Raw genomic sequence first — 26,308 nt, forward strand, 5'->3', positions numbered from 1 at the left:
ATATCATAGGGCAATTTATTTCATTAAATAAATCTTAAAATTAAAAAAGTTTTATATTAAATCAAATATCTTTAATATAAAACTTCTTAATAATCTCTTTATAGTTTTATCTATATTCATAATTCTCCATAAATAATCTAGACTTCTCTTACTTTCATTATTTACCTACATTAATAACAGTTTAAATTGTTAACTTAATACTAAATTAAAGATGTGTTATATTAAAGTACATAGTTTTAATATAACACGCCTGATCTATTCTCTATTTAATTTAATCCTGACTGTAAATTCACGTGTTACTCTTAGTTTAGACATCTAAAAAACTAACTAATCATAGATATTAGACATTTTACATCCTGCAATGGAGTATAATGGAGAATATTTTAATAAACTGGTTTATTTTAAAGATACCTTAACTTGAACTCTTTTTATTTCTTCATATAATTACCTATATTAGCATCTTTGTCAATTATACCTTCAATGATAGGCTTTTTACTAGTAATGATTGTCGTAATTCCAGGTCCATGGCCAGCTTTTACACAATCACTATGAATCACCACTCCAATACTTACAGCTCCTTTTAAAAATCCTCTTCCATAAGTATTGTCACAATCTTCAAGTAAAACCAAGTCTCCAAATCTTAATTTATCTAAGCCTAGTCTTTCTATTTCTTCTGTATCAGCAGTCATTATATCATAATCTCCTGTATATGCACTTGATGATCCAATACCTGAACCCATAAGATATGGTGGAACCTTAGCAACAACAGGAACTTGTAGCTTACCATCTTTTTCTGTAATTCCTAGCTTTTCAAATAAATCTGGATCTATACTCATAAGTTGTACATCTTCAAATCCTTCTAATTTTAAACCTTGTCCATATGCTTTGATTAGTATTTTATCGTCTATAGCTAAATTTTCTAAATCTTCTTTTTCAAAACAAATCATAACATGTTCTATTCCGCCATGCATACCAGTTACATAACCCTTTGCACCTTTTCCATCTCCTGAAACAACCTTTGCTTCATTTCCTATACATGCAAATGTCATCAATGCTGCATTTTCTGTTGTATTCTCATTTCTAATTGATACTCCTGGTTCAACATGATCACCTACCCATCCAAAAGCTGAATCTCCAATGCTCACATTATAAGAAATCCCTCCTGTAGCTGGCAATATCATGGGTACTCCCTCATGAGTTATTCTATAATTTCCACCTAGTGGATGATGTATTTTCCCTTGAACTGACCATTTAACAATCTTTTCTTTATTTGTTCTTAACATATAAACTCCCCCTTATATTTAAATGTTTTATCAAAATATAAATTAGATAAAACCTATATATTTAATTTTATAAATATTTGTTAAAACATTGTACTAAAGATTTATTAGGATTATATCCTAAATCTCTAAGTGCCTTTTCTAAAATATTTAATACATATACTAATCGTTCTTCTCTAGCGTTTTCACCCATATGAGCTATTCTAACAACTTTGCCTTTTACAAATCCAAAAGAAGCTGACATTAATACATTATATTTATTAAACATATGAGATACTAATTCATCTGCATCTATCCCTTCTGGAAGTGCTACTGCTGTTACTGTGTTAGCTTGTCCTTTTCTTATAAATAGCTCTAATCCAAATTCTTTAACTGATTTTCTAATAGCATTAGCATATTTTTTATGTCTTTCAATAACATTATCTATTCCCTCTTCTATTACATTATCCACTGCTGCTCTAAGTCCCATAATATCACTTATAGGCATTGTATAAGGAAACCATCTTTTTTCATAATAACCTTTCCATATTGTTAAATTACAATAGAATCCTACAATTGGAGTTTTTCTGTTTTCCATAACCTTATAAGCATCATTACTAATTGATAGTATTGTTAGCCCTGGTGGCGCTGAAAATGCTTTTTGAGAGCCACCTAATACAATATCTATTTTCCAATCATCTACTTTTAAAGGTTCCCCTACCATAGCAGCAACACTATCTACAACTGTAATTATTTCATATTCCTTTAATAATGGACATATTTTACTTATATCATTTAAAAGTCCTGAAGGAGTATCACAATGCACTATAGTTGCATATTTAAAATTATTATCCTTCTCCAAAAACTTTCTTAAAGCTTCTATATCTATCTCTTCCTGTCTATCTACGCTATAATATACAGGTTCTCCACCATATATTTTAACAAAATCACCAAAACCTTCTCCAAAAACCCCATTATCCAATATAAGTACTCTATCATTTAGTTCTGTTAATGATGCACAAGCAGCTTCAAGTCCTAATATACCTTCACCGCTTAATATGTAAACATCATTCTTAGTTTCAATTACTTGTCCTATTTTTTCACAGGTCTCTTTGTAAAAATCATAAAAATTTATATCTAAATCTGGATTAGTAACTTCCATTGCTCTAGCTAAACGAACATTTTCTCTAACCTCTGTTGGACCGGGTGTAAATACATAAGGTTTATTCATATTAGCACTCCTTTTCTATATACCTCTTATATGAAGTAATTGTTATAGTTATCTTTTAATATTATACAGTATTTAATAACACTGAACAAAAATAAGGGAATTATAATGACTAATTTATAAAATTAATAATGCATATAATTAAGATAAATTTTTGTTTTTATGTTATTTTTTCATTGTAAGCCATTCATTCTTCTTTATACTCATCTCATATAAATTCCAATATTTATTTTCTACAAACCTAGCATTTTCAGTAAATTTTGTCTTTTTAAAACCTACTTTTTCATAACATCTTATCGCACCATGATTAAAATCAAATACCCCTAAAGTGATTTCTTCTAATAAAAAGGTATTGAAACCTATACTTAATATCTCATCTATTGCCGCTGTACCAACCCCTTTACCTCTCATAGATTCTTCACCTATAAGAAATCTTGCTATTTTTCCTATTTTATTTACATTATCTGCTTTAATTAGTTGAATAGTCCCAATGACTTCATTACTTTCTGTATAAATAATTTTATATATAAATACTTGTGATTCCTCTTTATTGGATATGTTTTTAAAATTCTCAGCTATTTGTTCCTTTGTTATAGGATACTTATATGTTGGCCCTGCCCATTGCATTAAATACTCTGGTGAAGTATTTTCATTCCATTTTATTATCTTATCAAAGTCCTCTTCCAACAAATATTCTAATTTTACCATAACCCTCTACCTTTCATACAAACATTTCATTATAGTGTTGCCAAAATCTTTAACATCTCTTAAATAGTCATACCCTTTAGGATTGCCTTTTTTATTGTACATTCTAACTGCTATTAATTCCTCACTAGGAATTACCAATATGCATGCTCCTGTATTACCTAAAATCTGATATGATCCATTAGGTACTAATTCTCCTAATTCACTTTTTTTACACTCTCTAGTTTTTACCCACCACAAAAATCCGTTCTCTGGAAGTTCTCTATCTTCCAAATATGGACTTTGAAGAGAAGTAGCTAAATCAAATATTTCCTTAGGAAGTACTTCTACTTCATTAATAGTACCTTTTTTCAAATGAATATATCCCCAATAAGCTAATTCTCTAGATGAAACATATAAATTCTTATCATATCCTGCTCCTGTAGAGCTTTTTTTAACCCCACTTACTGGTTCATCTTCTGGATTGAAAATAATTAACACTTGATCTTCTTTTGCTTCTGTCTCCCACCCTGTTTCTGATAAATTAAAAGGATTAAAAACAGTTTTTTGTAATATTTGAGATACAGTTTTTCCTGTACTAATTTCTACTATATCCGTTAATACCTTTATTCCCTCATTCCTATATTCCCAACTTGTACCACACGGAAAATTTCTAATTAGATTTCTGCTTGCATCACTGGTTAAACCATGAGTATGAGTTAATAAATGTCTAATAGTAGTTTTATCTATTATGTTCTTATCTAAATTAGGTAAATAATCAATTACATAATCATCAATACTATGTATATTTTTATTTAACAATGCATAAGCGACTGCAAATCCTATATAGCTTTTTCTTGCAGATGCAATATTAAATCTAGATCTGCAATCTACTTTCCTAGCAAATTCTTTATAGGAATGTTGTCCAAAATACTTTTCTGTAACTATCTTATCTTTATGTATTATAAATAATGATGAAGCAGAAGCTTTAATAAAATCTCCTGTATTTTTAACTTTATTTACTACCTCATCAAAAATATGATTTTCTTCTTTTTTTATCTCATCTTTAATATTAATATTATTTTTAATAAAATTAATCATTGTATATCATCCTTTTAATATAGCTTTTTTGTAAAACATTTTATATTTACAATTATAATCCTTCTATAACATAGTGTTAACTTATTTTTCTCTATTTTATTACACATCTTAATTTACTTATAAGTAGAAAAAGAGCTATTAAGCTCTTTAAGTCCATAAAAAAGTATACCTTAATATATTTAAAACATTTTTTTCACATCTTCTAATATATTAAAATTAGTTAAATCATAATGAAGAGGGGTTAGAGTTATATACCCTTTTTTAATATTATAAACATCTGTTTCTTCAGTATCATTCTCTTCTAATACGCCATTTATTTTTAAACTCCTTGTGCCATCCTCATTTAAATCTTCTACAAAAGTATTTTTATAATTTCTTTCTCCTATTCTACATACTTTTATTTCATTTTTGATATTTTCATCTATAGGTGGTATATTTATATTAAGTACTATATCATTTTTAAATTTACATTCTTCAGCTTTTGCTGCTATATCTAATGCTATTTTAGCTGCTAAGTCATAACTTTCATCTTTACCATCGCAAGAAAATGCAACTGAAGGTACTTTTAATATTGCTGCTTCAACAGCTGCAGATACGGTCCCAGAATAAATTACATCTGTTCCTAAATTATATCCTTCATTAGCTCCTGAAATTACCAAATCTACTTTATTTTCAACTAACTTCATAAGTCCTACTCTTGTGCAATCCGCTGGAGTACCGCTTACACTGAAAGCCTTAGACTTTATTCCATCTAATTTTTCCTCTTTAATTATAAGCGGGGCTGTTATTGTAATAGAGTGACTACTAGCACTTCTTTGCATATTAGGTGCTACAATTATTACCTCATGATATTTCTCAAGTTCTCTAGCTAATGTTTGTATTCCTTTTGCAAATATTCCATCATCGTTTGTTAGTAATATTCTCATATATAACTCCTCCTAAATTCTATGTTTTACCTTATACTAAGATTACTTACCTTATCATTATTTATCATATCATTAATTTTAACCTATGTATTTTCTTTTTAACATTAAAATATAGAAGATAAAACTTCTAAATAGAAAAGTGTCCTAAAAAGCAATTATTAAGTTGCTTTTTAGGACACCGCAAAATAGTTAATTTATGAATTTGAATTGAATTAAAGTAATTAATATTTAATAATATAAAATTTTATTATTTATTTTTATAGTAACAATGTCTTAAATAGACTTTGCAACATAGTTTACTAAATCTACTGTTCTACAAGAATAACCCCATTCATTATCATACCAAGAAACAACTTTAACCATATTATCTTCTATAATCATAGTAGATAATCCATCAATTATTGATGATCTTGGGTCTTGTTTATAATCTACTGATACTAATGGCTCTTCAGAATATCCTAATATTCCTTTCATACTACCTTCTGAAGCCTCTTTAAGTGCTGCATTTACTTCTTCTGCAGTAACTTTTGTTTTTAATTCACATACTAAATCTGTTAAGGATACATTCGGTGTAGGTATTCTTACTGCAAAACCATTTAGTTTTCCATTTAATTCTGGAAGAACCTTAGCAACTGCCTTAGCTGCTCCTGTAGTTGTTGGAATTATAGATTCTCCCGCTGCTCTTGCTCTTCTTAAATCTTTATGTGTTTTATCTAATATTCTTTGATCATTTGTATAAGAATGTATTGTAGTCATTAGTCCTTTAACTATTCCAAACTTATCATTTAATACTTTAGCAAATGGTGCTAAACAGTTAGTTGTACAAGATGCATTTGAAATTATATGATGCTTTTCTGCATTATAATCATTTTCATTAACTCCCATAACAATGGTTACATCTTCATTTTTACCTGGTGCTGTTATTATAACCTTCTTAGCTCCTGCTTCTATATGCTTTATAGCACCTTCTCTACCGTTAAATATACCTGTAGATTCAATAACTATATCTACTCCAAGCTCTTTCCATGGTAATTTAGCCGGATCACACTCTCTAAGTATTTTAATTTCTTTTCCGTTAACTATTATTTTATCTTCGCCATCAACTTCAATAGTTCCATTAAATTTGCCATAACAAGAATCATACTTAAATAAATGTGCTAGTGTTTCACTTTCTGCTTTAGCATTTATAGCGACTAATTCAACGCCATCCATTAGATTTTCTTGAGCAATTCTTAAAACAGCTCTTCCTATTCTTCCAAAACCATTCATAGCAACTTTTACAGTCATTATTTAGTCCCCCTATAAAATATAAACTTAAATTATATCATACTTTTTAAAAGTCTATAATACTATTATATTTATTAATTCATTTATGTGTTATACTTTTTCACCTTTTTTTCAATATATAATTATATGTGCTATACTATATATAGCATATTTAAGGATATATGTCAATACATTCAGCTAAATATGATATTCTATTATCTTAATTTAAAACTTATATAATAAATAAATTTTCTATTTAAATATATAAATTTAAGAACTTTTTGCATTTAAAGAAGCATATTAATTTGTCATTGTAAACCTTAATAGTAATCTTTAACCTTTCTAATACCTCTAAAATAAAATTATAGCTTGCACGTATAAATTATCTAAATTATCTAAATTATAATATTACATAATAAATATTTTTAAGAGGTGTTAATATAATGGAGAAGATGCTTAAAAAGTATGCTAGATTAGCAGTAAAAACAGGAGTAAATATTCAGAAAAATCAAACTCTTATAATAGCATCCCCAATAGAATGTGCTCCATTTACTAGAATGATTTCTGAAGCCGCCTATAAAGAAGGAGCTAGGGAAGTAATAATAGATTGGAATGATGAACTTTCTACAAAAATAAAATATATGTATGCTGATGATGAGGTATTAAGCACTATAGCCCCATGGAAAGTGGATTCACTTATGCACTATGTAAAGAATGGTGCCGCAGTATTAAGTATATCTGCCTCAGATCCCGAACTTATGAAAGATGTTCCCTCTAAAAAAATTTCTGCTTCTATAAAAGCTAGTCAATTAGCATTTAAAGAATTTAATAATCGATTAACAAATTATAAAAATCGCTGGTCAATACTATCGATCCCTACAAAATCATGGGCTTCAAAAGTATTTCCAGAACTTTTACCAGATAAAGCAGTAGAAAAACTTTGGGAAGAGATTTTCAAACTAGTTAGAGTTGATAAAGAAGACCCTGTAAAAGCATGGGAAGAACATATAGAAGTTCTCAAAAGCAATAGAGACCTTTTAAATAATCAAAATTTAAAATCACTTCATTTTAAGAATTCTTTAGGTACAGACTTATATGTGAACTTGCCTCAAAATCATCTATGGATGGGTGGTAGTAAAAAGAGCTCAGATGACATAGAATTTGTTGCTAATATGCCAACAGAAGAAATATTTACATTACCTAAAAGAAATGGCGTTAATGGTATAGTGTATAGCTCAAAACCTTTGAATTATAGCGGAAAGCTTATAGAAGATTTTTCTTTGACATTTGAAAATGGCAAAATTATAGATTTTACTGCTAAAAAAGGCTATGATTCATTAAAAAACTTAATTACAACTGATGAAGGTTCTCATTATTTAGGTGAAGTGGCACTTGTTCCATTTAACTCTTCAATATCTAATTCTGGATTAACTTTTTTTAATACGCTATACGATGAGAATGCCTCTTGCCATCTTGCTATAGGGAAAGCTTATAACTTATCTATAAAAGATGGAGATAAAATGACAGATGAAGAATTCTTAAAGGTCGGGGGAAATATATCTTTAATTCATGTAGATTTTATGTTTGGCACAGAGGATTTAGAAGTAATCGGAGTAAATCAAAATGGAGAACTAATTCAAATTTTTAAAAATGGGAACTGGATCTTTTAATAAGGATAAAAAATTTTAAAGAGTTTTAAGCTTATAAATTTTTCAATATATGCTAAGTTTTTTTAACAAATTAGTTTTTGACTTCATATTTATAAAAAATGAATGCTATTATTAAAAATTCGTATAAAAAAAGCAATCCTTTTGGATTGCTTTTTTGGTGGAGATAAAGAGATTCGAACTCTTGACCCCCTGCGTGCAAGGCAGGTGCTCTCCCAACTGAGCTATACCCCCAAATATGGTGGACCTTCAGGGACTCGAACCCCGGACCTACCGGTTATGAGCCGGTTGCTCTAACCAACTGAGCTAAAGATCCATACTGTTAACTAAGTTTCCTTAGTTAACACTACCTGGCAACAACCTACCCTCCCACAGGGTCTCCCCTGCAGTACTCTCGGCGTCCTAAGGCTTAACCTGCCTGTTCGGAATGGAAAGGGGTGTTACCCTTAGGACCATCATCACCAGATTAAAAATTCATATAAGCTTCACATTACTTCGTCAGTTTCAGTCACTCCAGTGCTCATTTACTTTAGTAAACTCCGCTCTTCGTTTCTTCACTTCCTTGTTCTGTTCGCTTCTATTAATTTTAAAGAAAATTTGTCATAAACGTCGTACTACTTCGTCAACTGCATTCGCTGTGGTGCTCATTTACCATTAGTAAACTCTGCTCCTCACTCATTTGTTTCCTTGTATTACTCGTTTCTATCAAATTTTAAAATTATATAAACTTCAAAGAAATTATTCTCTGAAAATTGCACAGTGAAATTAATTAGGTCAAGCCCTCGACTTATTAGTATGAGTCAGCTGAACATGTTGCCATGCTTACACCTCTCACCTATCAACCTGGTGTTCTTCCAGGAGTCTTACTAACTTATGTTATGGGAAATCTCATCTTAGGGGGGGCTTCACGCTTAGATGCTTTCAGCGTTTATCCCTTCCAGACATAGCTACCCAGCTGTGCCACTGGCGTGACAACTGGTGCACCAGAGGTCTGTCCATCCCGGTCCTCATTGCCAGAGTTGGCTCCTTCAATTTCCTACGCCCGCGACGGATAGGAGACCGAACATCTCCACGACGTTCTGAACCCAGCTCGCGTGCCGCTTCAATGGGCGAACAGCCCAACCCTTGGGACCTACTTCAGCCCCAGGATGCGACGAGCCGACATCGAGGTGCCAAGCCACGGCCTTCCCCGTCGATGTGGACTCTTGGGGGAGATCAGCCTGTTATCCCCGAGGTAGCTTTTATCCGTTGAGCGATGGCCCTCCCACGAGGAACCACCGGATCGCACTAAGCCCGACTTTCGTCCCTGCTCCACTTGTCTGTGTCCTGATCAGGCTCCCTTCTGCCTTTGCACTCTTCGAACGATTTCCGACCGTTCTGAGGGAACCTTTGGGCGCCTCCGTTACTTTTTGGAGGCGACCGCCCCGGTCAAACTGCCCACCTAACAATTGTCCGTGACCTGATTCAAGGCCTCCGGTTAGAATTCCAGTACTATCAGGGTGGTATCCCAAGGATGACTCCACAAAGGCTGACGCCCTTGCTTCCAAGTCTCCCACCTATCCTGTACAGATAGTACCGAAACTCAATCGCTAAATTGCCGTAAAGAGCTCTACAGGGTCTTTCCGTCCAATCACGGGTAGCAAGCATCTTCACTTGCACTACAATTTCGCCGGATTTGCTGTTGAGACAGTGCCCAAATCATTACGCCATTCGTGCGGGTCGGAACTTACCCGACAAGGAATTTCGCTACCTTAGGACCGTTATAGTTACGGCCGCCGTTTTTCAGGAGCTTAAGTTCATGCCTTCGTTTGCACTAAGCAATCCTTAACCTTCCAGCACCGGGCAGGCGTCAGCCCCTATACATCAGCTTTCGCTTTGTGAGACCTGTGTTTTTGCTAAACAGTTGCTTGGGCCTATTCTCTGCGGCCTACTTGCGTAGGCACCCCTTCTCCGAAGTTACGGGGTCAATTTGCCGAGTTCCTTAACAGCAATTCTTCCGATGGTCTTAGGATTCTCTCTCCACCTACCTGTGTCGGTTTGCGGTACGGGCACTAACTTCCTCCATAGAGGCTTTTCTTGGCAGCGTGGAATCAGATACTTCACCCTTAAAGGGTTTCCCCATCACGCCTCAGCTAATGTAGGTGGATTTGCCTATCCTACATACCTAAACGCTTAGACTAGCATCCAATAGCTAGCACATCTTATCCTCCTGCGTCACCCCATTTGTAATAACGTCTGCTAGTGGTACAGGAATATCAACCTGTTGTCCATCACCTACGCCTTTCGGCCTCGGCTTAGGTCCCGACTAACCCTGAGCGGACGAGCCTTCCTCAGGAAACCTTAGGTTTTCGACCGACAGGATTCTCACCTGTCTCTCGCTACTTATGCCAACATTCTCACTTCTGCATCGTCCACCGCTCCTTCCGGTACGACTTCAGCCAATGCAGAAAGCTCCTCTACCGCGTACACGTAGTGTACACCCATAGCTTCGGTGGTAAGTTTTAGCCCCGGACATCTTCGGCGCAGGATCTCTTGACTAGTGAGCTATTACGCACTCTTTGAATGAGTGGCTGCTTCTAAGCCAACATCCTAGTTGTCTTAGAAATCCCACATCCTTTACCAACAACTTACACTTTGGGACCTTAGCTGATGGTCTGGGCTGTTTCCCTTTTGACTACGGATCTTATCATTCGCAGTCTGACTGCCGAAATAAAAGTATATGGCATTCGGAGTTTGATAAGGTTCGGTAAGCGATATGCCCCCTAGCCTATTCAGTGCTCTACCTCCATTACTCAATTAATCGACGCTAGCCCTAAAGCTATTTCGAGGAGAACCAGCTATCTCCGAGTTCGATTGGAATTTCTCCGCTATCCACAGCTCATCCCATGGTTTTTCAACACCAACGTGGTTCGGTCCTCCACGAGATTTTACTCTCGCTTCAACCTGGCCATGGATAGGTCACCCGGTTTCGGGTCTACGACATGCAACTTTGCGCCCTATTCAGACTCGGTTTCCCTTCGGCTCCGTACGCCGAAGTGTCAACACCGCTGCATATCGTAACTCGTTGTGGCTGTTCTTAAAAAAAGCATCGTCACACATATAAAGTGCTTCGATCGGTTGTAGGCACAGGGTTTCAGGTTCTGTTGCCTCCCGGGGTTCTTTTCACCTTTCCCTCACGGTACTTCTCCACTATCGGTCACTAGGTAGTATTTAGCCTTGGGAGGTGGTCCTCCCTGCTTCCCACAAGGTTTCACGTGTCTCGTGGTACTCTGGATCAGAACTGTTACCTTATCTCCGCCAAGCACGGGCCTACCTATTACCTTCTTTGGTGCTTTTCCAGCTATCTTCAACTAAAGATACAGTAAATTTATGTTCTGTCCTCAACCCCAAGCCAAAGGCTTAGGTTTGGGCTCTTTCCCTTTCGCTCGCCGCTACTTAGGAAATCGATTTTTCTTTCTCTTCCTCCGGGTACTTAGATGTTTCAGTTCCCCGGGTTTACCTCTACCACCTTATACTTCGGCATATCTGAGTACGCCCGGCAACCGCCGGGAGGTTTCCCCATTCGGAAATCTTTGGATCACAGACTATTTGCGTCTACCCAAAGCTTATCGCAGCTTATCACGTCCTTCTTCGGCTCCTAGTGCCAAGGCATTCACCCTGCGCCCTTTGTAGCTTGACCTTAAAATTCAATATAAGCTTCACACTACGTCGTCAACTGCATTCGCTGTGGTGCTCATTTACCTAAGTAAACTCCGCTCCTCGCTCACTTGTTTCCTAGTATTGTTCGCTTCTATTTAATTTTATAAAGTAATAAAATGATTTTATTAACTTTTACAAAGTGTCCTATACAAATTCGCATAAATAGAATTCAAAAACTTTGTTTTTAAACTTATTTCTGTTTGTCTTGACGAAATTGTTTATTTATCTTTTAAATTTAAAGGATATTTAAACAAATATTTTCACTGTGCAATTTTCAAAGAACAATTTTAAATTAATGGTGGGTCTAAATGGACTCGAACCATCGACCTCACGCTTATCAGGCGTGCGCTCTAACCAGCTGAGCTATAGACCCACAATATGGTGGAGATAAAGAGATTCGAACTCTTGACCCCCTGCGTGCAAGGCAGGTGCTCTCCCAACTGAGCTATACCCCCATATTAAAGACTTTTGGTCTTTCAAAATTAAACAGAGATAGTACCAGTTTTCGTAGTAGAGTTACCAACTACGTCGACTCCCTAGAAAGGAGGTGATCCAGCCGCAGGTTCTCCTACGGCTACCTTGTTACGACTTCACCCCAATCACTAATCCCACCTTCGGCCGCTGGCTCCTTAGCGGTTACCTCACGGACTTCGGGTGTTACCAGCTCTCATGGTGTGACGGGCGGTGTGTACAAGGCCCGGGAACGTATTCACCGCGACATGCTGATTCGCGATTACTAGCAACTCCGGCTTCATGTAGGCGAGTTTCAGCCTACAATCCGAACTGGGATTGGTTTTTAAGTTTAGCTCCACCTCACGGTCTTGCATCTTGTTGTACCAACCATTGTAGCACGTGTGTAGCCCTAGACATAAGGGGCATGATGATTTGACGTCATCCCCACCTTCCTCCCGGTTAACCCGGGCAGTCTCACTAGAGTGCTCAACTTAATGGTAGCAACTAATGATAAGGGTTGCGCTCGTTGCGGGACTTAACCCAACATCTCCCCGAAACTTCACGAGCTGACGACAACCATGCACCACCTACTCCCTGCCCCGAAGGGCTTCCTCATTACGGGTAATTCAGGGGATGTCAAGTCTAGGTAAGGTTCTTCGCGTTGCTTCGAATTAAACCACATGCTCCGCTGCTTGTGCGGGCCCCCGTCAATTCCTTTGAGTTTTAATCTTGCGATCGTACTCCCCAGGCGGAATACTTATTGTGTTAACTGCGGCACAGAAGGGTCGATACCTCCTACACCTAGTATTCATCGTTTACGGCGTGGACTACCAGGGTATCTAATCCTGTTTGCTCCCCACGCTTTCATGCCTCAGCGTCAGTTACAGTCCAGAAAGCCGCCTTCGCCACTGGTGTTCTTCACAATCTCTACGCATTTCACCGCTACACTAGGAATTCCGCTTTCCTCTCCTGCACTCCTGAACGCACCGGATTTCAAATACAACACAAGTTGAGCCAGGTATTTCACATCTGACTTAAATGTCCGCCTACGCATCCTTTACGCCCAGTAAATCCGGACAACGCTTGCCACCTACGTATTACCGCGGCTGCTGGCGCATGGGTGTAGCCGGCGGCTTCCTCATATAGTACCGTCATTATCTTCCCATGTGACAGAACTTTACAACCTAAGGCCTTCTTCATTCACGCGGCGTTGCTGCGTCTGGGGTTTACATTGCGCAATATTCCCCACTGCTGCCTCCCGTAGGAGTCTGGACCGTGTCTCAGTTCCAATGTGGCCGATCACCCTCTCAGGTCGGCTACGCATCGTCGCCTTGGTGAGCCGTTACCTCACCAACTAGCTAATGCGCCGCGGGTCCATCTCATAGCGGATTACTCCTTTGGTATAAAAGTCATGCGACCTTCATACTTTATGCGGTATTAATCTCCCTTTCGGGAGGCTATTCCCCTCTATGAGGCAGGTTACCCACGTGTTACTCACCCGTCCGCCGCTAATCCACTCCCGAAGGAGCTTCATCGCTCGACTTGCATGTGTTAGGCACGCCGCCAGCGTTCGTCCTGAGCCAGGATCAAACTCTCAATTTAAAAGTTTGAATCTTGATCATTTCTTAAAGAAATTTGCTCAAGTAAAGTTTGCTGACTGTAATAGTCATTTTAAGTTTCTTTCGAAACTCAATGAATTAACTGGTTTTACCTATTTCTCTGTTTAATTTTCAAAGACCAAATTCTTACTGTTTTGCCGTCGTTTCCCGACTGCTTTTTTATCTTATCACTTTGTTTTCTCGTTGTCAATATATTTTTTAAAACTTTTCAAAGTTTTTTTAGGAAACTTAGTTTTCTTTAAGTCCTATTAAATATGTTGATTTAAAAACTCAGTATGTCGCTTTAGCACTTGGCGCTGACGACTTATTCATAATAACATGATAAAAAAAAGCAAAATTTTATTTATTATTTTGCTAAAATTATTTTATAAATTCTTGGCAATAATATCTTTCTCGTTTTTCATATAAAGATACACTAGGATAAGTTTCTTTTTGTTTTTTCTAACTGGAATAGAAATCATGAATAATTGCTACTTTTAGCAATTATAATTAAAACTATTGAGTTCATAATTCACAAAGAATTAGTTTCTTTAAAGCTAGTTTCAACCTTAATTTTAAATTTTACATTATCTTAAGTTGTTAATTGAAATACTTAATGGCATAGTTATTATTTATAAATTAACTTCTTTTATCTATAAATGAAATACTGCCTTAAGCATTTTATTATACTCAAGACAGTATTCTACTAATTATAAATTATTAATTATTTCTTTAAATCTATTTCCTCTAACTTCAAAATTTACAAACATATCAAAGCTAGCACAAGCAGGAGATAATGTTACTATATCATCTTTTTCAGAAATTTCTTTTGCCTTATCTACCGCTTCCTCTAAAGTATCAACCATATATATTGTAGTTTCTATTCCTTCTTTTTCTTTTAACTCATCAAAAGCTGCCTTTATTTTATACTTTGTTGCACCTAGTAATATTAATGATTTAATATATTTATATCCTTCAAAAGCTAAAGGTTCAAATGGTAGCTTCTTATCATATCCTCCTGCTATTAATATAACAGGTTTTTCAAAAGCTTTAATACTTGCTAAGGTTCTTGTAGGACTAGATGCTATAGAATCATTATAAAACTCCACTCCATTTATAGATCTTATAAATTCACTTCTATGTTCCACTCCTCCAAAAGATATAGCTATATTCTTCATAACTTCAATATTTACTTCATCACAAGTTGCAGAAAACGCAGCTAATAAATTTTCAACATTATGCATACCTTTTAATTTTATATCTTTCTTATCACAAACTTCCTTACCCCTAACATATAATTTTTCATTTTCATAATATGCACCTTTTTCTACTTTTTTCTTTCTACTAAAAGTGTAAACTCTTCCTTTAGCTTCTTCTATCATTGAGTTAGTTATATCATTATCTTCATTTAATACTAATAGAGAGTTTTCATCTTGATATTTGTATATATTCTTCTTGCTTTCAACATATTCATTCATGTCCTTATGCATATCTAAATGGTTAGGAGATAAATTTGTTATTACTGCTACATCTGTAGAATCCTTCATTGTCATAAGCTGAAAGCTTGATAATTCTAATACTACTCTATCATCTTTTTTTATTTTTTCTATGTTAGTAAAGAGAGGCGTTCCTATATTCCCACCTACCCAAGTGTTATATCCTGCTTCTTTTAATATATTATATACAAGTGTTGTAGTTGTAGTTTTACCATCACTTCCTGTAATGCCATAAATCTTAGCAGGACAATATCTTACAAACTCCTCCATTTCAGATGTTATATAAGTTCCTTCATTTCTAGCTCTAACTAAAGCTTCACTATCTATTCTCATAGATGGAGTTTTAAAAATCACTTCAAATCCTTTTAAATTATTTAAATAGTTGTCTCCTAACTCAAATTTTATTCCTAATCCTTCATACTTATCTATATCTTTAAACTGGTCTCTATTTTTCTTATCAAAAGCAGTTACCTTAGCTCCAAGTTTAACTAAAAACTCTATAAGAGGTATGTTACTGACTCCTATACCCACTACTGCTACATTTTTATTCAATATATATCTTTTAAAATCATTAAAATCTCTTTTCATTCTATTTTTAATCCTCCAACATTGACTGTTATCATTAATAATATGTATATTATAACACTTTTTATTTGTTATTTGAATTACCGTAGAATATGATATAATCAAAAACGAGAATTTTGTCGAAATTGTTCGAATTGAATTAATATATAAACTTATCTTTGTCGTATTGATTTGCACTTTTCTACATGCTATACTTCTCTTGTGCCGTAAGGAATATGTTAAGATGATTCCCCAAAGTTTTAACATAACACATAACATATCCCCATGATTAAACCCTATTTTTTACCGGATGACAATCCGGTTATTTTTTTACCTAAAAACCCTTTTAACTTTAGAATTATCCTCGACATTATTGAGTATTTTTAGAATATATTTATTTCATTTTTTAAATTCTTTAAATAAATTTTAAAAATATAATTTTATCTATAAGTTATTAGTATCAATTTCAAAAGAAAAACTCTCTACAAATATATTGAACTTGTAGAGAGTTTTTCATTGAATTTAGGCATCTGAAATAAAATAATAAACCAAAGATGTTAGTATGTTTTATATCAGACAAGGCGTCAGGTTCTCCTCATAGTGGAGCTATGTGCGGGTTCTTTGAGCGTAGTATGATGAAAAATAGAATAACATACTGGTCTATTATTTTTTTGAAGATGCCTAAGTTATTAAAATTCCATTTTTTCTTCTATATATTTAGTAAGCTCATCTATATGAAGTCTTATTTGCTCCATTGTATCTCTATCTCTTACTGTTACAGTATTATCTTCCATAGTATCAAAATCCACTGTTATACAGAAAGGTGTTCCTATTTCATCTTCTCTTCTATATCTTTTTCCTATACTTCCTGCTTCATCGTAGTCCACATTAAATTTTTTAGCAAGTATTGAATAAACTTCTAAAGATTTTTCACTTAATTTTTTACTTAGTGGTAATACTGCTGCTTTGAAAGGCGCTAGTGATGGATGTAAATGTAATACAGTTCTAACATCGCCACCTTCAAGTTCTTCCTCATCATAAGCATTTACTAAGAATGCAAGAGCAACTCTATCTGCACCTAATGATGGCTCAATACAATATGGCACATATTTTTCATTTGTCACTGGATCTAAGTAAGATAAGTCTTCTCCAGAATGCTCCATATGCTTTTTAAGGTCGTAGTCTGTTCTATCAGCTATGCCCCATAGTTCACCCCAACCAAATGGGAATAAAAATTCTATATCGCAAGTTGCATTACTATAGAAAGATAACTCCTCTTCACCATGATCTCTAAATCTTAAATTTTCTTCTTTCATACCTAGATTAAATAAGAATTTCTTGCAGTAGTCTTTCCAATACTCAAACCATTCTAAGTCTGTTCCTGGTTTACAGAAAAACTCTAGCTCCATTTGCTCAAATTCTCTAGTTCTAAATATAAAATTTCCTGGTGTAATTTCATTTCTAAAAGATTTACCAATCTGAGCTATACCAAAAGGTACTTTTTTTCTTGAAGTTCTCTGTGCATTTTTAAAGTTAACAAATATACCTTGAGCTGTTTCTGGTCTTAAGTATATTTCTGATTTACTATCTTCAGTTATTCCTTGAAATGTTTTAAACATAAGGTTAAATTTTCTTATGTCTGTAAAATTTTTCTTTCCACATTTAGGGCAAACTATTTGATGCTTTTCAATATACTCTTTGTACTCTTCATTAGTCCAGCCATCAGCAACCGCAACTTCCGCTCCTTCTGAAGTCATATGATCTTCCACTAGTTTATCCGCTCTAAATCTAGCCTTACAATCTTTACAATCCATTAATGGATCTGAGAATCCCCCAACGTGTCCTGAAGCCACCCAAACTTCTGGATTCATAAGTATAGCACAATCAAGTCCTACATTATATGGGCTCTCTTGAACAAATTTTTTCCACCATGCTTTCTTAACATTGTTTTTAAATTCTACTCCTAATGGACCATAATCCCAAGAGTTAGCAAGTCCTCCATAAATCTCTGAACCTGAAAATATAAATCCTCTATTCTTGCATAAGCTAACAACTTTATCCATAGTAACTTCTTTCATAAAATAATACCTCCGTTTTTTTTATTTATAAACACTCCAATTGAAGTAAATTTACTTTAATAAAAATAAAAAACTATTACTAGTTAAGGGACGAAATAATATTCCGCGGTTCCACCCTTATTAGCAATAGCTCAGCTCTACTAAAATATACTCAAAAGCTCCCTTCACTATAAGTCTTTAATGATTTGCACCATCCATCATCTCTCTTTATAAAGTACTTAAAGTTACTCTTCTTTATCAATGTATAATATTAAATTGTATTGGTATATACTATCATAAAAATTCAGAATTGTCAAGCATTAATTATTAAAAAAATTAATATTAGATATATTTTATTTATACTTTATAATTTATAGCCATTTCTTCTATTATAAAAGATAAATATTTTATCTTCTGTAAAGTTATTTAACAATTTCTTAATAATAAACAAAATGGCTAATAACTTTTTAAACTTATAACAAAAATTAATAATTTAAAATTAGTTAAGTATTGTAGATTAAATTCCAATATCTTATAATTTATATAATTCTACTTTTTATAAATTTATCGCAATAAAAAAAGTAATACTATAAAGTATTACTTATATTTATCAAAAATAAAAAATGGCTCCGCGAAGAGGATTCGAACCTCCAACCTATCGGTTAACAGCCGAGTGCTCCACCGTTGAGCTATCGCGGAATATTGTCATTACTGACTACATATATTATTATATCAAAAATAAAAAACAAATGCAATAGTATTTTAAAAAGTTTTTATACTTTTCTTTATTTAATTTTATATGCCTTATATTAACTATGGTAAATAATTTATATTCATTGATATGTTTGTTCATATTTAACAATATTAAACTCTGAAACTTTTATAGTAAGTGGATATTTCACTTTGCTTAAAATATCTTTTTTAATAGATATTTTAAAATCCTCACTTTTGCGAATATCGGAAAGCCATAGTGCATTATCTTCTATAAGCTTATCATCTTTATCATATACCTTAACACTTTTGTCGTGATCATAGATAAAACTACATCTTTTATCACTACTCTCCTCCTCAGTACCTATAGACAGAAATTTACCTTTATCTTTGTTTATATTTTGCCTCTTTTCAAAACATAATCTTAAAAAATTATTATCATTTCCCTCTATCCTATCTAAATATATTTCTGAATTATTCCCTTCATAAACAAGTTCTTTTACTTCAATAGGCTCATTAAAATAGCTTAATAGTTTATCATCTTTAGGCATATAATTTTCATTAACTTGTATTGTAACTTCTATAGGGCTAAGTTTAGTAATTTTATATTCTCTTTCGTAAAGGATATTCTTTCTTATAATTTCTTTTACATCTTCTTTATTAATTAAATCTAATACTACTTTAAAAATTAAAAGTAGCCCGATTAAACATAAAACTATTTTAGAACTCCGTTTCATTTTAATCTCCCTTACAAATTACTCTTATAAAAATTTTTAACATAATCATTGTTAAATGTTAATATTCAATAATTTAAAAGTCGCTATAAGGATTATATATTATTAATTAGATTACTCGTAAAAAAATCATATTATATAAAAAGAGATATAAAGTCTTCATAAACAATATATCTCTTAATTTTTATATTATTGTAACGGCTTCATAGTTGGGAATAAGATTACGTCTCTTATTGATGTAGAATCAGTTAGGAACATAACTATTCTATCTATACCTATTCCTAATCCTCCAGTTGGTGGCATACCTACTTCTAATGCGCTCATAAATTCTTCGTCTATAACATAAGCTTCATCATCACCAAGTTCTCTTTCTTTTGCTTGTTGTTCAAATCTTTCTCTTTGTACTATTGGATCATTAAGCTCTGAATAGGCATTACATACTTCTCTACCATATATAAATCCTTCAAATCTCTCAGTAAATTCAGGATTTCCACGTTTTTTCTTAGTAAGTGGTGAAATTTCTACTGGATAATCGCATAGGAATGTTGGCTGTATTAAATGTTCTTCCGCAAACTCTTCAAACAATGCATTTAATACGTCTGCTTTTGTACAATCTTTTAATTCTTTCTTAAATTCTAAATGCTTTTCTTTAGCAATAGCTTGAGCTTCTTCATCTGTTTTAATAGTCTCAAAATCTATTCCTGCATATTCTTTAACTGCATCCACCATTGTAAGTCTTCTCCAAGGTGGTGTTAAATCTATTTCCGTTCCTTGATAATTTATTTTAGTAGTTCCATGTACTTTCTCACAAGCATAGGCAATCATTTGTTCTGTAATTTCCATCATATCATTATAATCTGCATAAGCTTCATATAATTCAATCATAGTAAATTCTGGATTATGTCTTACACTCATACCTTCGTTTCTGAAGTTTTTACCCATATCATAAACTTTCTCGAAACCACCAACAATACATCTTTTTAGATATAATTCAGTAGCTATTCTTAAATACATATCTATATCTAATGCATTATGATGAGTAGAGAATGGTCTTGCAGCTGCACCACCTGCTATCGGTGATAAAATTGGAGTTTCAACTTCTAAGAAACCTCTATTATCTAAGAATTCTCTTATACTTCTTATTATTTGAACTCTCTTCATGAAAGTATCTCTAACATCCTTGTTCATAACAAGGTCAACTTCTCTTTGTCTATATTTTAAATCTGGATTTTTAAGTCCATGCCATTTCTCTGGTAATGGCTTTAATGACTTAGATATAAGTGTAACTTCTGTTGCACGTACAGAAATTTCTCCTGTTCTAGTTCTGAATGAAGTTCCTGTTACACTTAAGAAATCTCCTATATCAAATGTTTTAGCATCTTTAAAAGATTCTTCGCCTACTGCATCTAATCTTATATATACTTGAATTTTTCCATATCTATCATGAAGATCGCAAAATCCAGCTTTACCTTGAATTCTCTTAGACATAAGTCTTCCTGCTACAGTAACTGGAATTTCTCCGCCTTCTTCAAATCCATTAACAACTTCTTGTGATGTATGGGTTCTATTCACTTTATAAACGTCAAATGGATCTTTTCCTTCAGCTTTAAGTTCAGCTAATTTTTGCCTTCTAATTACCACTTGCTCATTATACTCAGCTTCTTTTGCTTGAATATCTTCCACTTCAAGCTCTGGCGTATTTAAATTATTTTCTTCCATGTATAAACTCCTCCTATGCTCTTTTTATTTCAAGTACTTCGTATTTACTTACTCCATCAGGAATAGAAACCTCAATCACATCTCCTACTCTTTTACCTACAAGTGCTCTTCCAACTGGTGATTCGTTTGAAATTTTATTCTCCATTGGATCTGCTTCTGCTGAACCAACAATATGGAATTCTACTTCTTCATCAAAGTCATAGTCCTTAACTTTCGCTATTGAACCTATACTAATTATATCCTTATCTAATTCACTTTCATCAACTACTGATGCATTTCTCAGCATGTTTTCAAGCTGTATTATTCTTCCTTCTACAAAAGCTTGCTCGTTTTTAGCTTCATCATATTCAGAGTTTTCACTTAAATCTCCATATCCTAAAGCTACTTTAATTTTTTCAGTGATTTCTTTTCTCTTAACTGTTTTAAGGTACTCTAACTCTTCTTCAAGCTTCTTTATTCCCTCATAAGTCATCACATATTTTTTAGAATCACTCATTTTTTTCTCCCCTTTAAACAATATATATATTTACTCTATTCTTCAATAAAACACTTTATTAATTTAACATGATTGTACCACAAAACTTCTTTAAAGTCTTAAATCCACAAAATTTCTTTAGAATCTGTGGATTTAAGACTTTAAGTTATTATAAATCAGTGGCTACGATATGTCAATAAAAGGATGCCCAATACATCCTTTATTAATATTTATGTAATATTATATTACTGTATATTATCCACAAATACTGATTTATATTCAAGTAAAAGACTTAACACATCTTCATATTTAGTCATTGAGTTAATTCTATCTTTGATCTCAGTACAATATTTAAGGCCTTTAATATACCAAGCTATATGCTTTCTCATTTCCCTTACAGCCTTTATTTCTTCAAAATACTTAATAGATAAATTTAAATGATTAATACACATATCTACCTTTTCTATAGGTATAGGTTTTGTTATATTTTCACCTTTCAAAGCTTGGGTTATTTCTCTAAAAATCCACGGGTTACCCATAGCCCCTCTTGCAATCATTATTCCATCACAATTGGTTTGTTTTTTTATTTTCATGGCATTCTCAGCTGAAAATACATCTCCATTTCCTATTACAGGTATTTTAACCGCTTCTTTAACTTGCCTTATAATGTCCCAATCTGCTTTTCCTTCATACATCTGTTCCCTAGTTCTGCCATGAACCGCTATAGCATCTGCACCTGCATCTTCTATGTATTTGCCAAACTCAACAGCATTTATATTATTTTCATCGAAGCCTTTTCTAAATTTAACAGTTATAGGTTTTTTACTTACCTTCTTCATTTCCTTTACTATTTCTGCTGCTAATTTAGGATTTTTCATAAGTGCTGATCCTTCACCGTTTTTAACAATTTTAGGCACAGGACATCCCATATTTACGTCTACTATACAGATATCATTATTTTCATTAAACACTTCACAAGCATAAGCCATTATTTTAGGTTCATTCCCAAAAATTTGAATACCTACAGGTTTCTCTTCATCTGCTATTCTCATTAATCCTTCTGTGTTTTTACTTTTGTAAAATAGTCCTTTAGCACTTATCATTTCAGTATATACAAGTCCACAGCCCATACTTTTACAAATACCTCTGTAAGCTATGTCTGTAACACCTGCCATAGGCGCTAAAAATACTTCATTATCAAAATGAAGATTTGATATATACATACTATCACCTAGTCTCTATTTTTTTCATATATAATTCTAAGTCCATCTAAAGTTAAAAACGATTCCACTTTATCAATTGTAGAAGATTCTTCTGCTATTAACTTAGCAAGTCCTCCTGTAGCTATAACTATAGGCTCATCTTCACCTTTAGCCATCATCTCTTCTTTCATTTTACGCACTATGTAATCAACTTGACCTATGTATCCATAAACTATACCTGCTTGCATACTTGCTACTGTATTTTTACAAATTACAGTTTCAGGCTTTGAAAGTTCAACTCTTGGAAGTTTAGCCGCTTTTTCAAATAATGCGTCTGAAGATATCTTTACTCCTGGACAAATTGTTCCCCCTAGATAATCTCCATTTTTAGTTATAGCACAAAAAGTAGTAGCTGTACCAAAGTCTATTATTATCATTGAACTTTTATAAATATCAAAAGCTGATACTGCATTTACTATCCTGTCAGCACCTACTTCTTTTGGATTATCATATTTTATATTTATACCAGTTTTAACTCCTGGCCCAACTACTATTGGTGTCTTATCAAAATATTTTCTTATCATATGTTCTAAAGAGTACATAATATTCGGAACCACAGATGATATTATTACTCCTTCTATATCAGATATCTTTATATTGTTTTGCTCAAAAAGTTGCCTCACTTGTATACCATATTCATCGGAACTTCTCTTGTGATCAGTAGATAGCCTCCAATCAACTAATAATTCTTTTCCTTTGTATATCCCTAATACAATGTTGGTATTCCCTACATCTAAAACAAAAATCATTTAAATTCACCTCTATATAATTAAAAGCAGCTTTAAAAGCTGCTTTTATCCTGTATGTTTGACTAAAAAAATCTCATTACAATTAATAATTTAATTTTAACAAGTTAATCTATTTTGTCAAGGTGTTTAAATAATTTTTAAAACTTGTAATTTATGTATATATAATTTAATGTAAAGATTATTTATATTACGCTCTTACTACTATTTTCCATTATATTTAATATTTCTTTTTCATCCTTAGCAAACTCATATAATATTCTTTTTAAACTTCCTTCTTTTTCACTATTCATTAAGTTCATGTACATATTCATTAAGCTTTTCTCTACATTTGTAATATGACGACTTCTCACTAATTGTTCTTTTGTTAAATGATAATTATATTTCATGATAATTACCTCCTTAAGAGCTGTTGTAATACTTCAATGTGATTATTATGCTTTTGTATTAATTCGTCGATTGAACTTTGCATAGAGCTGCTATTTACAGCTTTCAGATAACTTTTGTACTTACTTATAAGTATTTCCTCTTTTTCTATAATGTTATTAATAGTAGCTTGATTGGGACATATCATAAATAATCTTCTCCTTTTTCACATATTATTATCAATATAAAAAGGTATATACTTCTTTTTAAGAAGTATATACCTAATTTATAAATTGTTTACACTTTAACTTAGTCATATGAAAGAAAATAGTAGACCAAAGATATTAGTCTATTATTTTTTGTATATACCTTACTAACCAAACATAGAAAGTAATACACCAGCTGCTACAGCACTACCTATAACCCCTGCAACGTTTGGTCCCATAGCGTGCATAAGCAAGAAATTAGAAGGATCTTCCTTTTGTCCTACAACTTGTGAAACTCTAGCAGCCATAGGTACTGCTGAAACTCCTGCTGAACCTATTAATGGGTTTATTTTGCCCTTAGTAACTTTACATATTATCTTACCTATAATTACGCCTGAAGCAGTAGCTACTGCAAAAGCAACAACTCCTAAAATTATTATTCCTATAGTTTTTGGAGTTAAGAATATCTCTGCTTTAGCTGTTGCTCCAACGGAAAGTCCTAAAAATATTGTTATTATATTTATAAGAGCATTTTGTGCTGTATCACTTAATCTTCCAACAACTCCAGATTCTTTAAATAAGTTTCCAAGCATCAACATACCAACAAGTGATTTAAGCGATGGAAGGAATAATATAACTAAAATAGCAACAACTATTGGAAATATAATTTTTTCCACTTTCTTAACTTGTCTTAGTTGTCCCATTTTTATTGTCCTTTCTTCCTTAGTAGTTAATGCCTTCATGATTGGAGGTTGAATTAATGGTACTAATGCCATATATGAGTAAGCTGCAACTGCTATTGGTCCAAGTAAATGTGGAGCTAAATTATTTGTTAAAAATATGGCCGTAGGACCATCCGCTCCTCCAATTATACCTATTGATGCCGCTTCTTGTGGAGTAAATCCAAGTAATATTGCTGCCATAAATGCAAAGAATACTCCAAATTGCGCTCCTGCCCCCATTAGAACACTGGAGGGATTAGCTAATAGTGGTCCAAAATCTGTCATAGCACCAACTCCTAGGAATATGAGCGGCGGGAATATTTCCCATTTAACACCTCTTGATAAATAATATAATAATCCTCCAGCTTCACCTGCAACAGGTTCTGCCATTATATCTGCTAATGGTAAATTTGTAAGCAGCATACCAAAAGCTATAGGTAGTAATAATAATGGCTCAAACTCTTTTGCAATTGCTAAATATATTAATAAACAAGAAACACCTATCATTAAAAGTTCTTTCCAAGTTATTGCAGCAAAGCCGGAGGTACTTAATAATTCTTGTAATACTTCAATTATATTCATTTAGCTTACCTCCTTTTTATTATGCGATAACAGCTAAAACATCTCCTGTACTAACAGCTGCTCCTTTTGCCACATTTATTTCAGCAACGGTACCATCTACTGGTGACATTATTTCATTCTCCATTTTCATAGCTTCTAAAACAAATAATACATCACCTTTTTTAACTGTAACACCTTCAGCTATATTTATTTTAACTATTGTTCCTGGCATTGGACAATCAATCTTTTCTCCAGAAGCATTTGATTTTTTAACTGATGGTGCTGGAGCTGCTGGCTTTTGCACTGGTGCTGGAGCTATTGGTTTCTCTGCAGCTATATTAGGTGTAGAGGTAAACTCTCCTTTAACCTCTTCAACCTCTACTTGATACATATTTCCATTAACAGTAACATTATATCTCTTCATAGTAATTTTCCTCCCTATACATTTTAGCGATTAAATTTAGTAGCATTACTTTGCCAATTTGCATTTCCACTATTTACTCTTTTTATACTCTTTATATTTAAATCTGAAACTGGTACATTAAGATGAGCTGATAACGATGCCATTATAACTGCAACTAATTCTAAGTCATCTTCAGGGTTTTCTATAGTTTCTACTTCTTGCACTACTGGTTCAAATTTTTCTTCTTTAACCGGTTCCATTTCTTTCTTTTTATCTCTTAATAAAAAACTTTGAAATTTAATTATATACATTAAGATAACTAATACAGCGAAAACTATAATCATAGCTACTGCCGAAACTCCCAATGCATCTATTAAACTTAATTTTTCATTCATATTATATCCC

Annotated in this window: 19 protein-coding genes, 5 tRNA genes, 3 rRNA genes and 1 other annotated feature; of the genes, 1 reads left to right on the plus strand and 26 read right to left on the minus strand. The window is 33.2% G+C overall.

From position 1 onward, the window contains the following. Nucleotides 1-428: 428 nt before the first annotated feature. From ACY1IQ_RS10250 to gap, 6 genes are all read right to left on the minus strand, one after another. Complete coding sequence (locus tag ACY1IQ_RS10250; RefSeq protein ID WP_461613838.1) at nucleotides 429-1,283, minus strand: DUF4438 domain-containing protein; 855 nt, start codon at nucleotides 1,281-1,283, stop codon at nucleotides 429-431. A gap of 67 nt (nucleotides 1,284-1,350) precedes the next feature. Continuing rightward, a complete protein-coding gene (locus tag ACY1IQ_RS10255; protein ID WP_461613839.1) occupies nucleotides 1,351-2,490 on the minus strand; it encodes a pyridoxal-phosphate-dependent aminotransferase family protein in 1,140 nt (379 codons plus the stop codon). A 162-nt stretch (nucleotides 2,491-2,652) separates the two neighbouring features. Further along, on the minus strand, nucleotides 2,653-3,195 hold the full coding sequence (locus ACY1IQ_RS10260) for a GNAT family N-acetyltransferase (protein ID WP_461613840.1): 543 nt from the start codon (nucleotides 3,193-3,195) through the stop codon (nucleotides 2,653-2,655). Nucleotides 3,196-3,201: 6 nt separating this feature from the next. Further along, entirely contained in the window at nucleotides 3,202-4,272 is a 1,071-nt protein-coding gene (locus ACY1IQ_RS10265; protein WP_461613841.1) for a serine hydrolase domain-containing protein, read from the minus strand. 179 nt (nucleotides 4,273-4,451) lie between these two features. Then, nucleotides 4,452-5,198 (minus strand): 5'/3'-nucleotidase SurE, encoded by a 747-nt coding sequence (gene surE / locus ACY1IQ_RS10270; protein WP_461613842.1) that lies wholly within the window; start codon nucleotides 5,196-5,198, stop codon nucleotides 4,452-4,454. 273 nt (nucleotides 5,199-5,471) lie between these two features. Next, a complete protein-coding gene (gene gap, locus ACY1IQ_RS10275; protein ID WP_461613843.1) occupies nucleotides 5,472-6,485 on the minus strand; it encodes a type I glyceraldehyde-3-phosphate dehydrogenase in 1,014 nt (337 codons plus the stop codon). 422 nt (nucleotides 6,486-6,907) lie between these two features. Here gap and ACY1IQ_RS10280 point away from each other — a divergent pair, with 422 nt between their 5' ends. Then, nucleotides 6,908-8,134 (plus strand): aminopeptidase, encoded by a 1,227-nt coding sequence (locus ACY1IQ_RS10280; RefSeq protein ID WP_461613844.1) that lies wholly within the window; start codon nucleotides 6,908-6,910, stop codon nucleotides 8,132-8,134. Nucleotides 8,135-8,289: 155 nt separating this feature from the next. On the opposite strand, the gene ACY1IQ_RS10285 is transcribed toward ACY1IQ_RS10280, so the two are convergent. The 20 genes from ACY1IQ_RS10285 to ACY1IQ_RS10380 form a co-directional block, all read right to left on the minus strand. Beyond that, nucleotides 8,290-8,365, minus strand: a tRNA-Ala gene (locus ACY1IQ_RS10285). Between the two features lie 5 nt (nucleotides 8,366-8,370). Beyond that, nucleotides 8,371-8,447: transfer RNA gene (locus tag ACY1IQ_RS10290), tRNA-Ile, on the minus strand. Nucleotides 8,448-8,479: 32 nt separating this feature from the next. Further along, a 5S ribosomal RNA gene (rrf, locus tag ACY1IQ_RS10295) occupies nucleotides 8,480-8,597 on the minus strand. Nucleotides 8,598-8,901: 304 nt separating this feature from the next. Beyond that, a 23S ribosomal RNA gene (locus tag ACY1IQ_RS10300) occupies nucleotides 8,902-11,810 on the minus strand. Nucleotides 11,811-12,126: 316 nt separating this feature from the next. Further along, a tRNA-Ile gene (locus tag ACY1IQ_RS10305) sits at nucleotides 12,127-12,203 on the minus strand. A gap of 6 nt (nucleotides 12,204-12,209) precedes the next feature. Then, a tRNA-Ala gene (locus tag ACY1IQ_RS10310) sits at nucleotides 12,210-12,285 on the minus strand. An 85-nt stretch (nucleotides 12,286-12,370) separates the two neighbouring features. Next, nucleotides 12,371-13,885 (minus strand): 16S ribosomal RNA (locus ACY1IQ_RS10315). Together the 16S, 23S and 5S rRNA genes with 4 tRNA genes alongside form the textbook arrangement of a ribosomal RNA operon. Nucleotides 13,886-14,591: 706 nt before the next feature. Next, nucleotides 14,592-15,965, minus strand: a complete 1,374-nt coding sequence (gene murD / locus ACY1IQ_RS10320; protein ID WP_461613845.1) for a UDP-N-acetylmuramoyl-L-alanine--D-glutamate ligase — start codon at nucleotides 15,963-15,965, stop codon at nucleotides 14,592-14,594. Between the two features lie 665 nt (nucleotides 15,966-16,630). Continuing rightward, complete coding sequence (locus tag ACY1IQ_RS10325) at nucleotides 16,631-18,019, minus strand: glycine--tRNA ligase (protein ID WP_461613846.1); 1,389 nt, start codon at nucleotides 18,017-18,019, stop codon at nucleotides 16,631-16,633. Nucleotides 18,020-18,102: 83 nt separating this feature from the next. Then, nucleotides 18,103-18,269: a binding site (T-box leader), on the minus strand. Nucleotides 18,270-18,622: 353 nt separating this feature from the next. Continuing rightward, nucleotides 18,623-18,697 (minus strand) — tRNA-Asn (locus tag ACY1IQ_RS10330). Between the two features lie 134 nt (nucleotides 18,698-18,831). After that, nucleotides 18,832-19,446, minus strand: coding sequence for a hypothetical protein (locus ACY1IQ_RS10335; RefSeq protein ID WP_461613847.1), 615 nt, complete (start codon nucleotides 19,444-19,446; stop codon nucleotides 18,832-18,834). A gap of 186 nt (nucleotides 19,447-19,632) precedes the next feature. Then, nucleotides 19,633-21,162, minus strand: coding sequence for a lysine--tRNA ligase (lysS, locus tag ACY1IQ_RS10340; RefSeq protein WP_461613848.1), 1,530 nt, complete (start codon nucleotides 21,160-21,162; stop codon nucleotides 19,633-19,635). A 13-nt stretch (nucleotides 21,163-21,175) separates the two neighbouring features. Next, nucleotides 21,176-21,658 carry a transcription elongation factor GreA gene (greA, locus tag ACY1IQ_RS10345; protein ID WP_461613849.1) on the minus strand — a complete coding sequence of 161 codons (483 nt, stop codon included), beginning with the start codon at nucleotides 21,656-21,658 and terminating at the stop codon, nucleotides 21,176-21,178. A gap of 224 nt (nucleotides 21,659-21,882) precedes the next feature. Beyond that, on the minus strand, nucleotides 21,883-22,860 hold the full coding sequence (dusB, locus tag ACY1IQ_RS10350; RefSeq protein ID WP_461613850.1) for a tRNA dihydrouridine synthase DusB: 978 nt from the start codon (nucleotides 22,858-22,860) through the stop codon (nucleotides 21,883-21,885). An 8-nt stretch (nucleotides 22,861-22,868) separates the two neighbouring features. Beyond that, a complete protein-coding gene (locus tag ACY1IQ_RS10355) occupies nucleotides 22,869-23,648 on the minus strand; it encodes a type III pantothenate kinase (protein WP_039634414.1) in 780 nt (259 codons plus the stop codon). A gap of 182 nt (nucleotides 23,649-23,830) precedes the next feature. Further along, nucleotides 23,831-24,034, minus strand: coding sequence for a hypothetical protein (locus ACY1IQ_RS10360; RefSeq protein WP_461613851.1), 204 nt, complete (start codon nucleotides 24,032-24,034; stop codon nucleotides 23,831-23,833). 5 nt (nucleotides 24,035-24,039) lie between these two features. Beyond that, a complete protein-coding gene (locus tag ACY1IQ_RS10365) occupies nucleotides 24,040-24,219 on the minus strand; it encodes a hypothetical protein (RefSeq protein ID WP_461613852.1) in 180 nt (59 codons plus the stop codon). 165 nt (nucleotides 24,220-24,384) lie between these two features. After that, nucleotides 24,385-25,521 (minus strand): sodium ion-translocating decarboxylase subunit beta, encoded by a 1,137-nt coding sequence (locus ACY1IQ_RS10370; RefSeq protein ID WP_461613853.1) that lies wholly within the window; start codon nucleotides 25,519-25,521, stop codon nucleotides 24,385-24,387. A 19-nt stretch (nucleotides 25,522-25,540) separates the two neighbouring features. Further along, nucleotides 25,541-25,924: a biotin/lipoyl-containing protein gene (locus tag ACY1IQ_RS10375; protein WP_461613854.1), complete on the minus strand. Its 384-nt coding sequence runs from the start codon at nucleotides 25,922-25,924 to the stop codon at nucleotides 25,541-25,543. 23 nt (nucleotides 25,925-25,947) lie between these two features. Next, a complete protein-coding gene (locus ACY1IQ_RS10380) occupies nucleotides 25,948-26,298 on the minus strand; it encodes an OadG family protein (RefSeq protein WP_461613855.1) in 351 nt (116 codons plus the stop codon). Between the last annotated feature and the right edge of the window lie 10 nt (nucleotides 26,299-26,308).

Source organism: Clostridium sp. Marseille-QA1073 (assembly GCF_054863625.1).

Excerpts from the sequence above, each read along its gene's own strand:
- ACY1IQ_RS10250 (WP_461613838.1), bottom strand. The coding sequence starts at position 1,283 with ATGTTAAGAACAAATAAAGAAAAGATTGTTAAATGGTCAGTTCAAGGG.
- ACY1IQ_RS10255 (WP_461613839.1), bottom strand. The coding sequence starts at position 2,490 with ATGAATAAACCTTATGTATTTACACCCGGTCCAACAGAGGTTAGAGAA.
- ACY1IQ_RS10260 (WP_461613840.1), bottom strand. The coding sequence starts at position 3,195 with ATGGTAAAATTAGAATATTTGTTGGAAGAGGACTTTGATAAGATAATA.
- ACY1IQ_RS10265 (WP_461613841.1), bottom strand. The coding sequence starts at position 4,272 with ATGATTAATTTTATTAAAAATAATATTAATATTAAAGATGAGATAAAA.
- surE (WP_461613842.1), bottom strand. The coding sequence starts at position 5,198 with ATGAGAATATTACTAACAAACGATGATGGAATATTTGCAAAAGGAATA.
- gap (WP_461613843.1), bottom strand. The coding sequence starts at position 6,485 with ATGACTGTAAAAGTTGCTATGAATGGTTTTGGAAGAATAGGAAGAGCT.
- ACY1IQ_RS10280 (WP_461613844.1), top strand. The coding sequence starts at position 6,908 with ATGGAGAAGATGCTTAAAAAGTATGCTAGATTAGCAGTAAAAACAGGA.
- murD (WP_461613845.1), bottom strand. The coding sequence starts at position 15,965 with ATGAAAAGAGATTTTAATGATTTTAAAAGATATATATTGAATAAAAAT.
- ACY1IQ_RS10325 (WP_461613846.1), bottom strand. The coding sequence starts at position 18,019 with ATGAAAGAAGTTACTATGGATAAAGTTGTTAGCTTATGCAAGAATAGA.
- ACY1IQ_RS10335 (WP_461613847.1), bottom strand. The coding sequence starts at position 19,446 with ATGAAACGGAGTTCTAAAATAGTTTTATGTTTAATCGGGCTACTTTTA.
- lysS (WP_461613848.1), bottom strand. The coding sequence starts at position 21,162 with ATGGAAGAAAATAATTTAAATACGCCAGAGCTTGAAGTGGAAGATATT.
- greA (WP_461613849.1), bottom strand. The coding sequence starts at position 21,658 with ATGAGTGATTCTAAAAAATATGTGATGACTTATGAGGGAATAAAGAAG.
- dusB (WP_461613850.1), bottom strand. The coding sequence starts at position 22,860 with ATGTATATATCAAATCTTCATTTTGATAATGAAGTATTTTTAGCGCCT.
- ACY1IQ_RS10355 (WP_039634414.1), bottom strand. The coding sequence starts at position 23,648 with ATGATTTTTGTTTTAGATGTAGGGAATACCAACATTGTATTAGGGATA.
- ACY1IQ_RS10360 (WP_461613851.1), bottom strand. The coding sequence starts at position 24,034 with ATGAAATATAATTATCATTTAACAAAAGAACAATTAGTGAGAAGTCGT.
- ACY1IQ_RS10365 (WP_461613852.1), bottom strand. The coding sequence starts at position 24,219 with ATGATATGTCCCAATCAAGCTACTATTAATAACATTATAGAAAAAGAG.
- ACY1IQ_RS10370 (WP_461613853.1), bottom strand. The coding sequence starts at position 25,521 with ATGAATATAATTGAAGTATTACAAGAATTATTAAGTACCTCCGGCTTT.
- ACY1IQ_RS10375 (WP_461613854.1), bottom strand. The coding sequence starts at position 25,924 with ATGAAGAGATATAATGTTACTGTTAATGGAAATATGTATCAAGTAGAG.
- ACY1IQ_RS10380 (WP_461613855.1), bottom strand. The coding sequence starts at position 26,298 with ATGAATGAAAAATTAAGTTTAATAGATGCATTGGGAGTTTCGGCAGTA.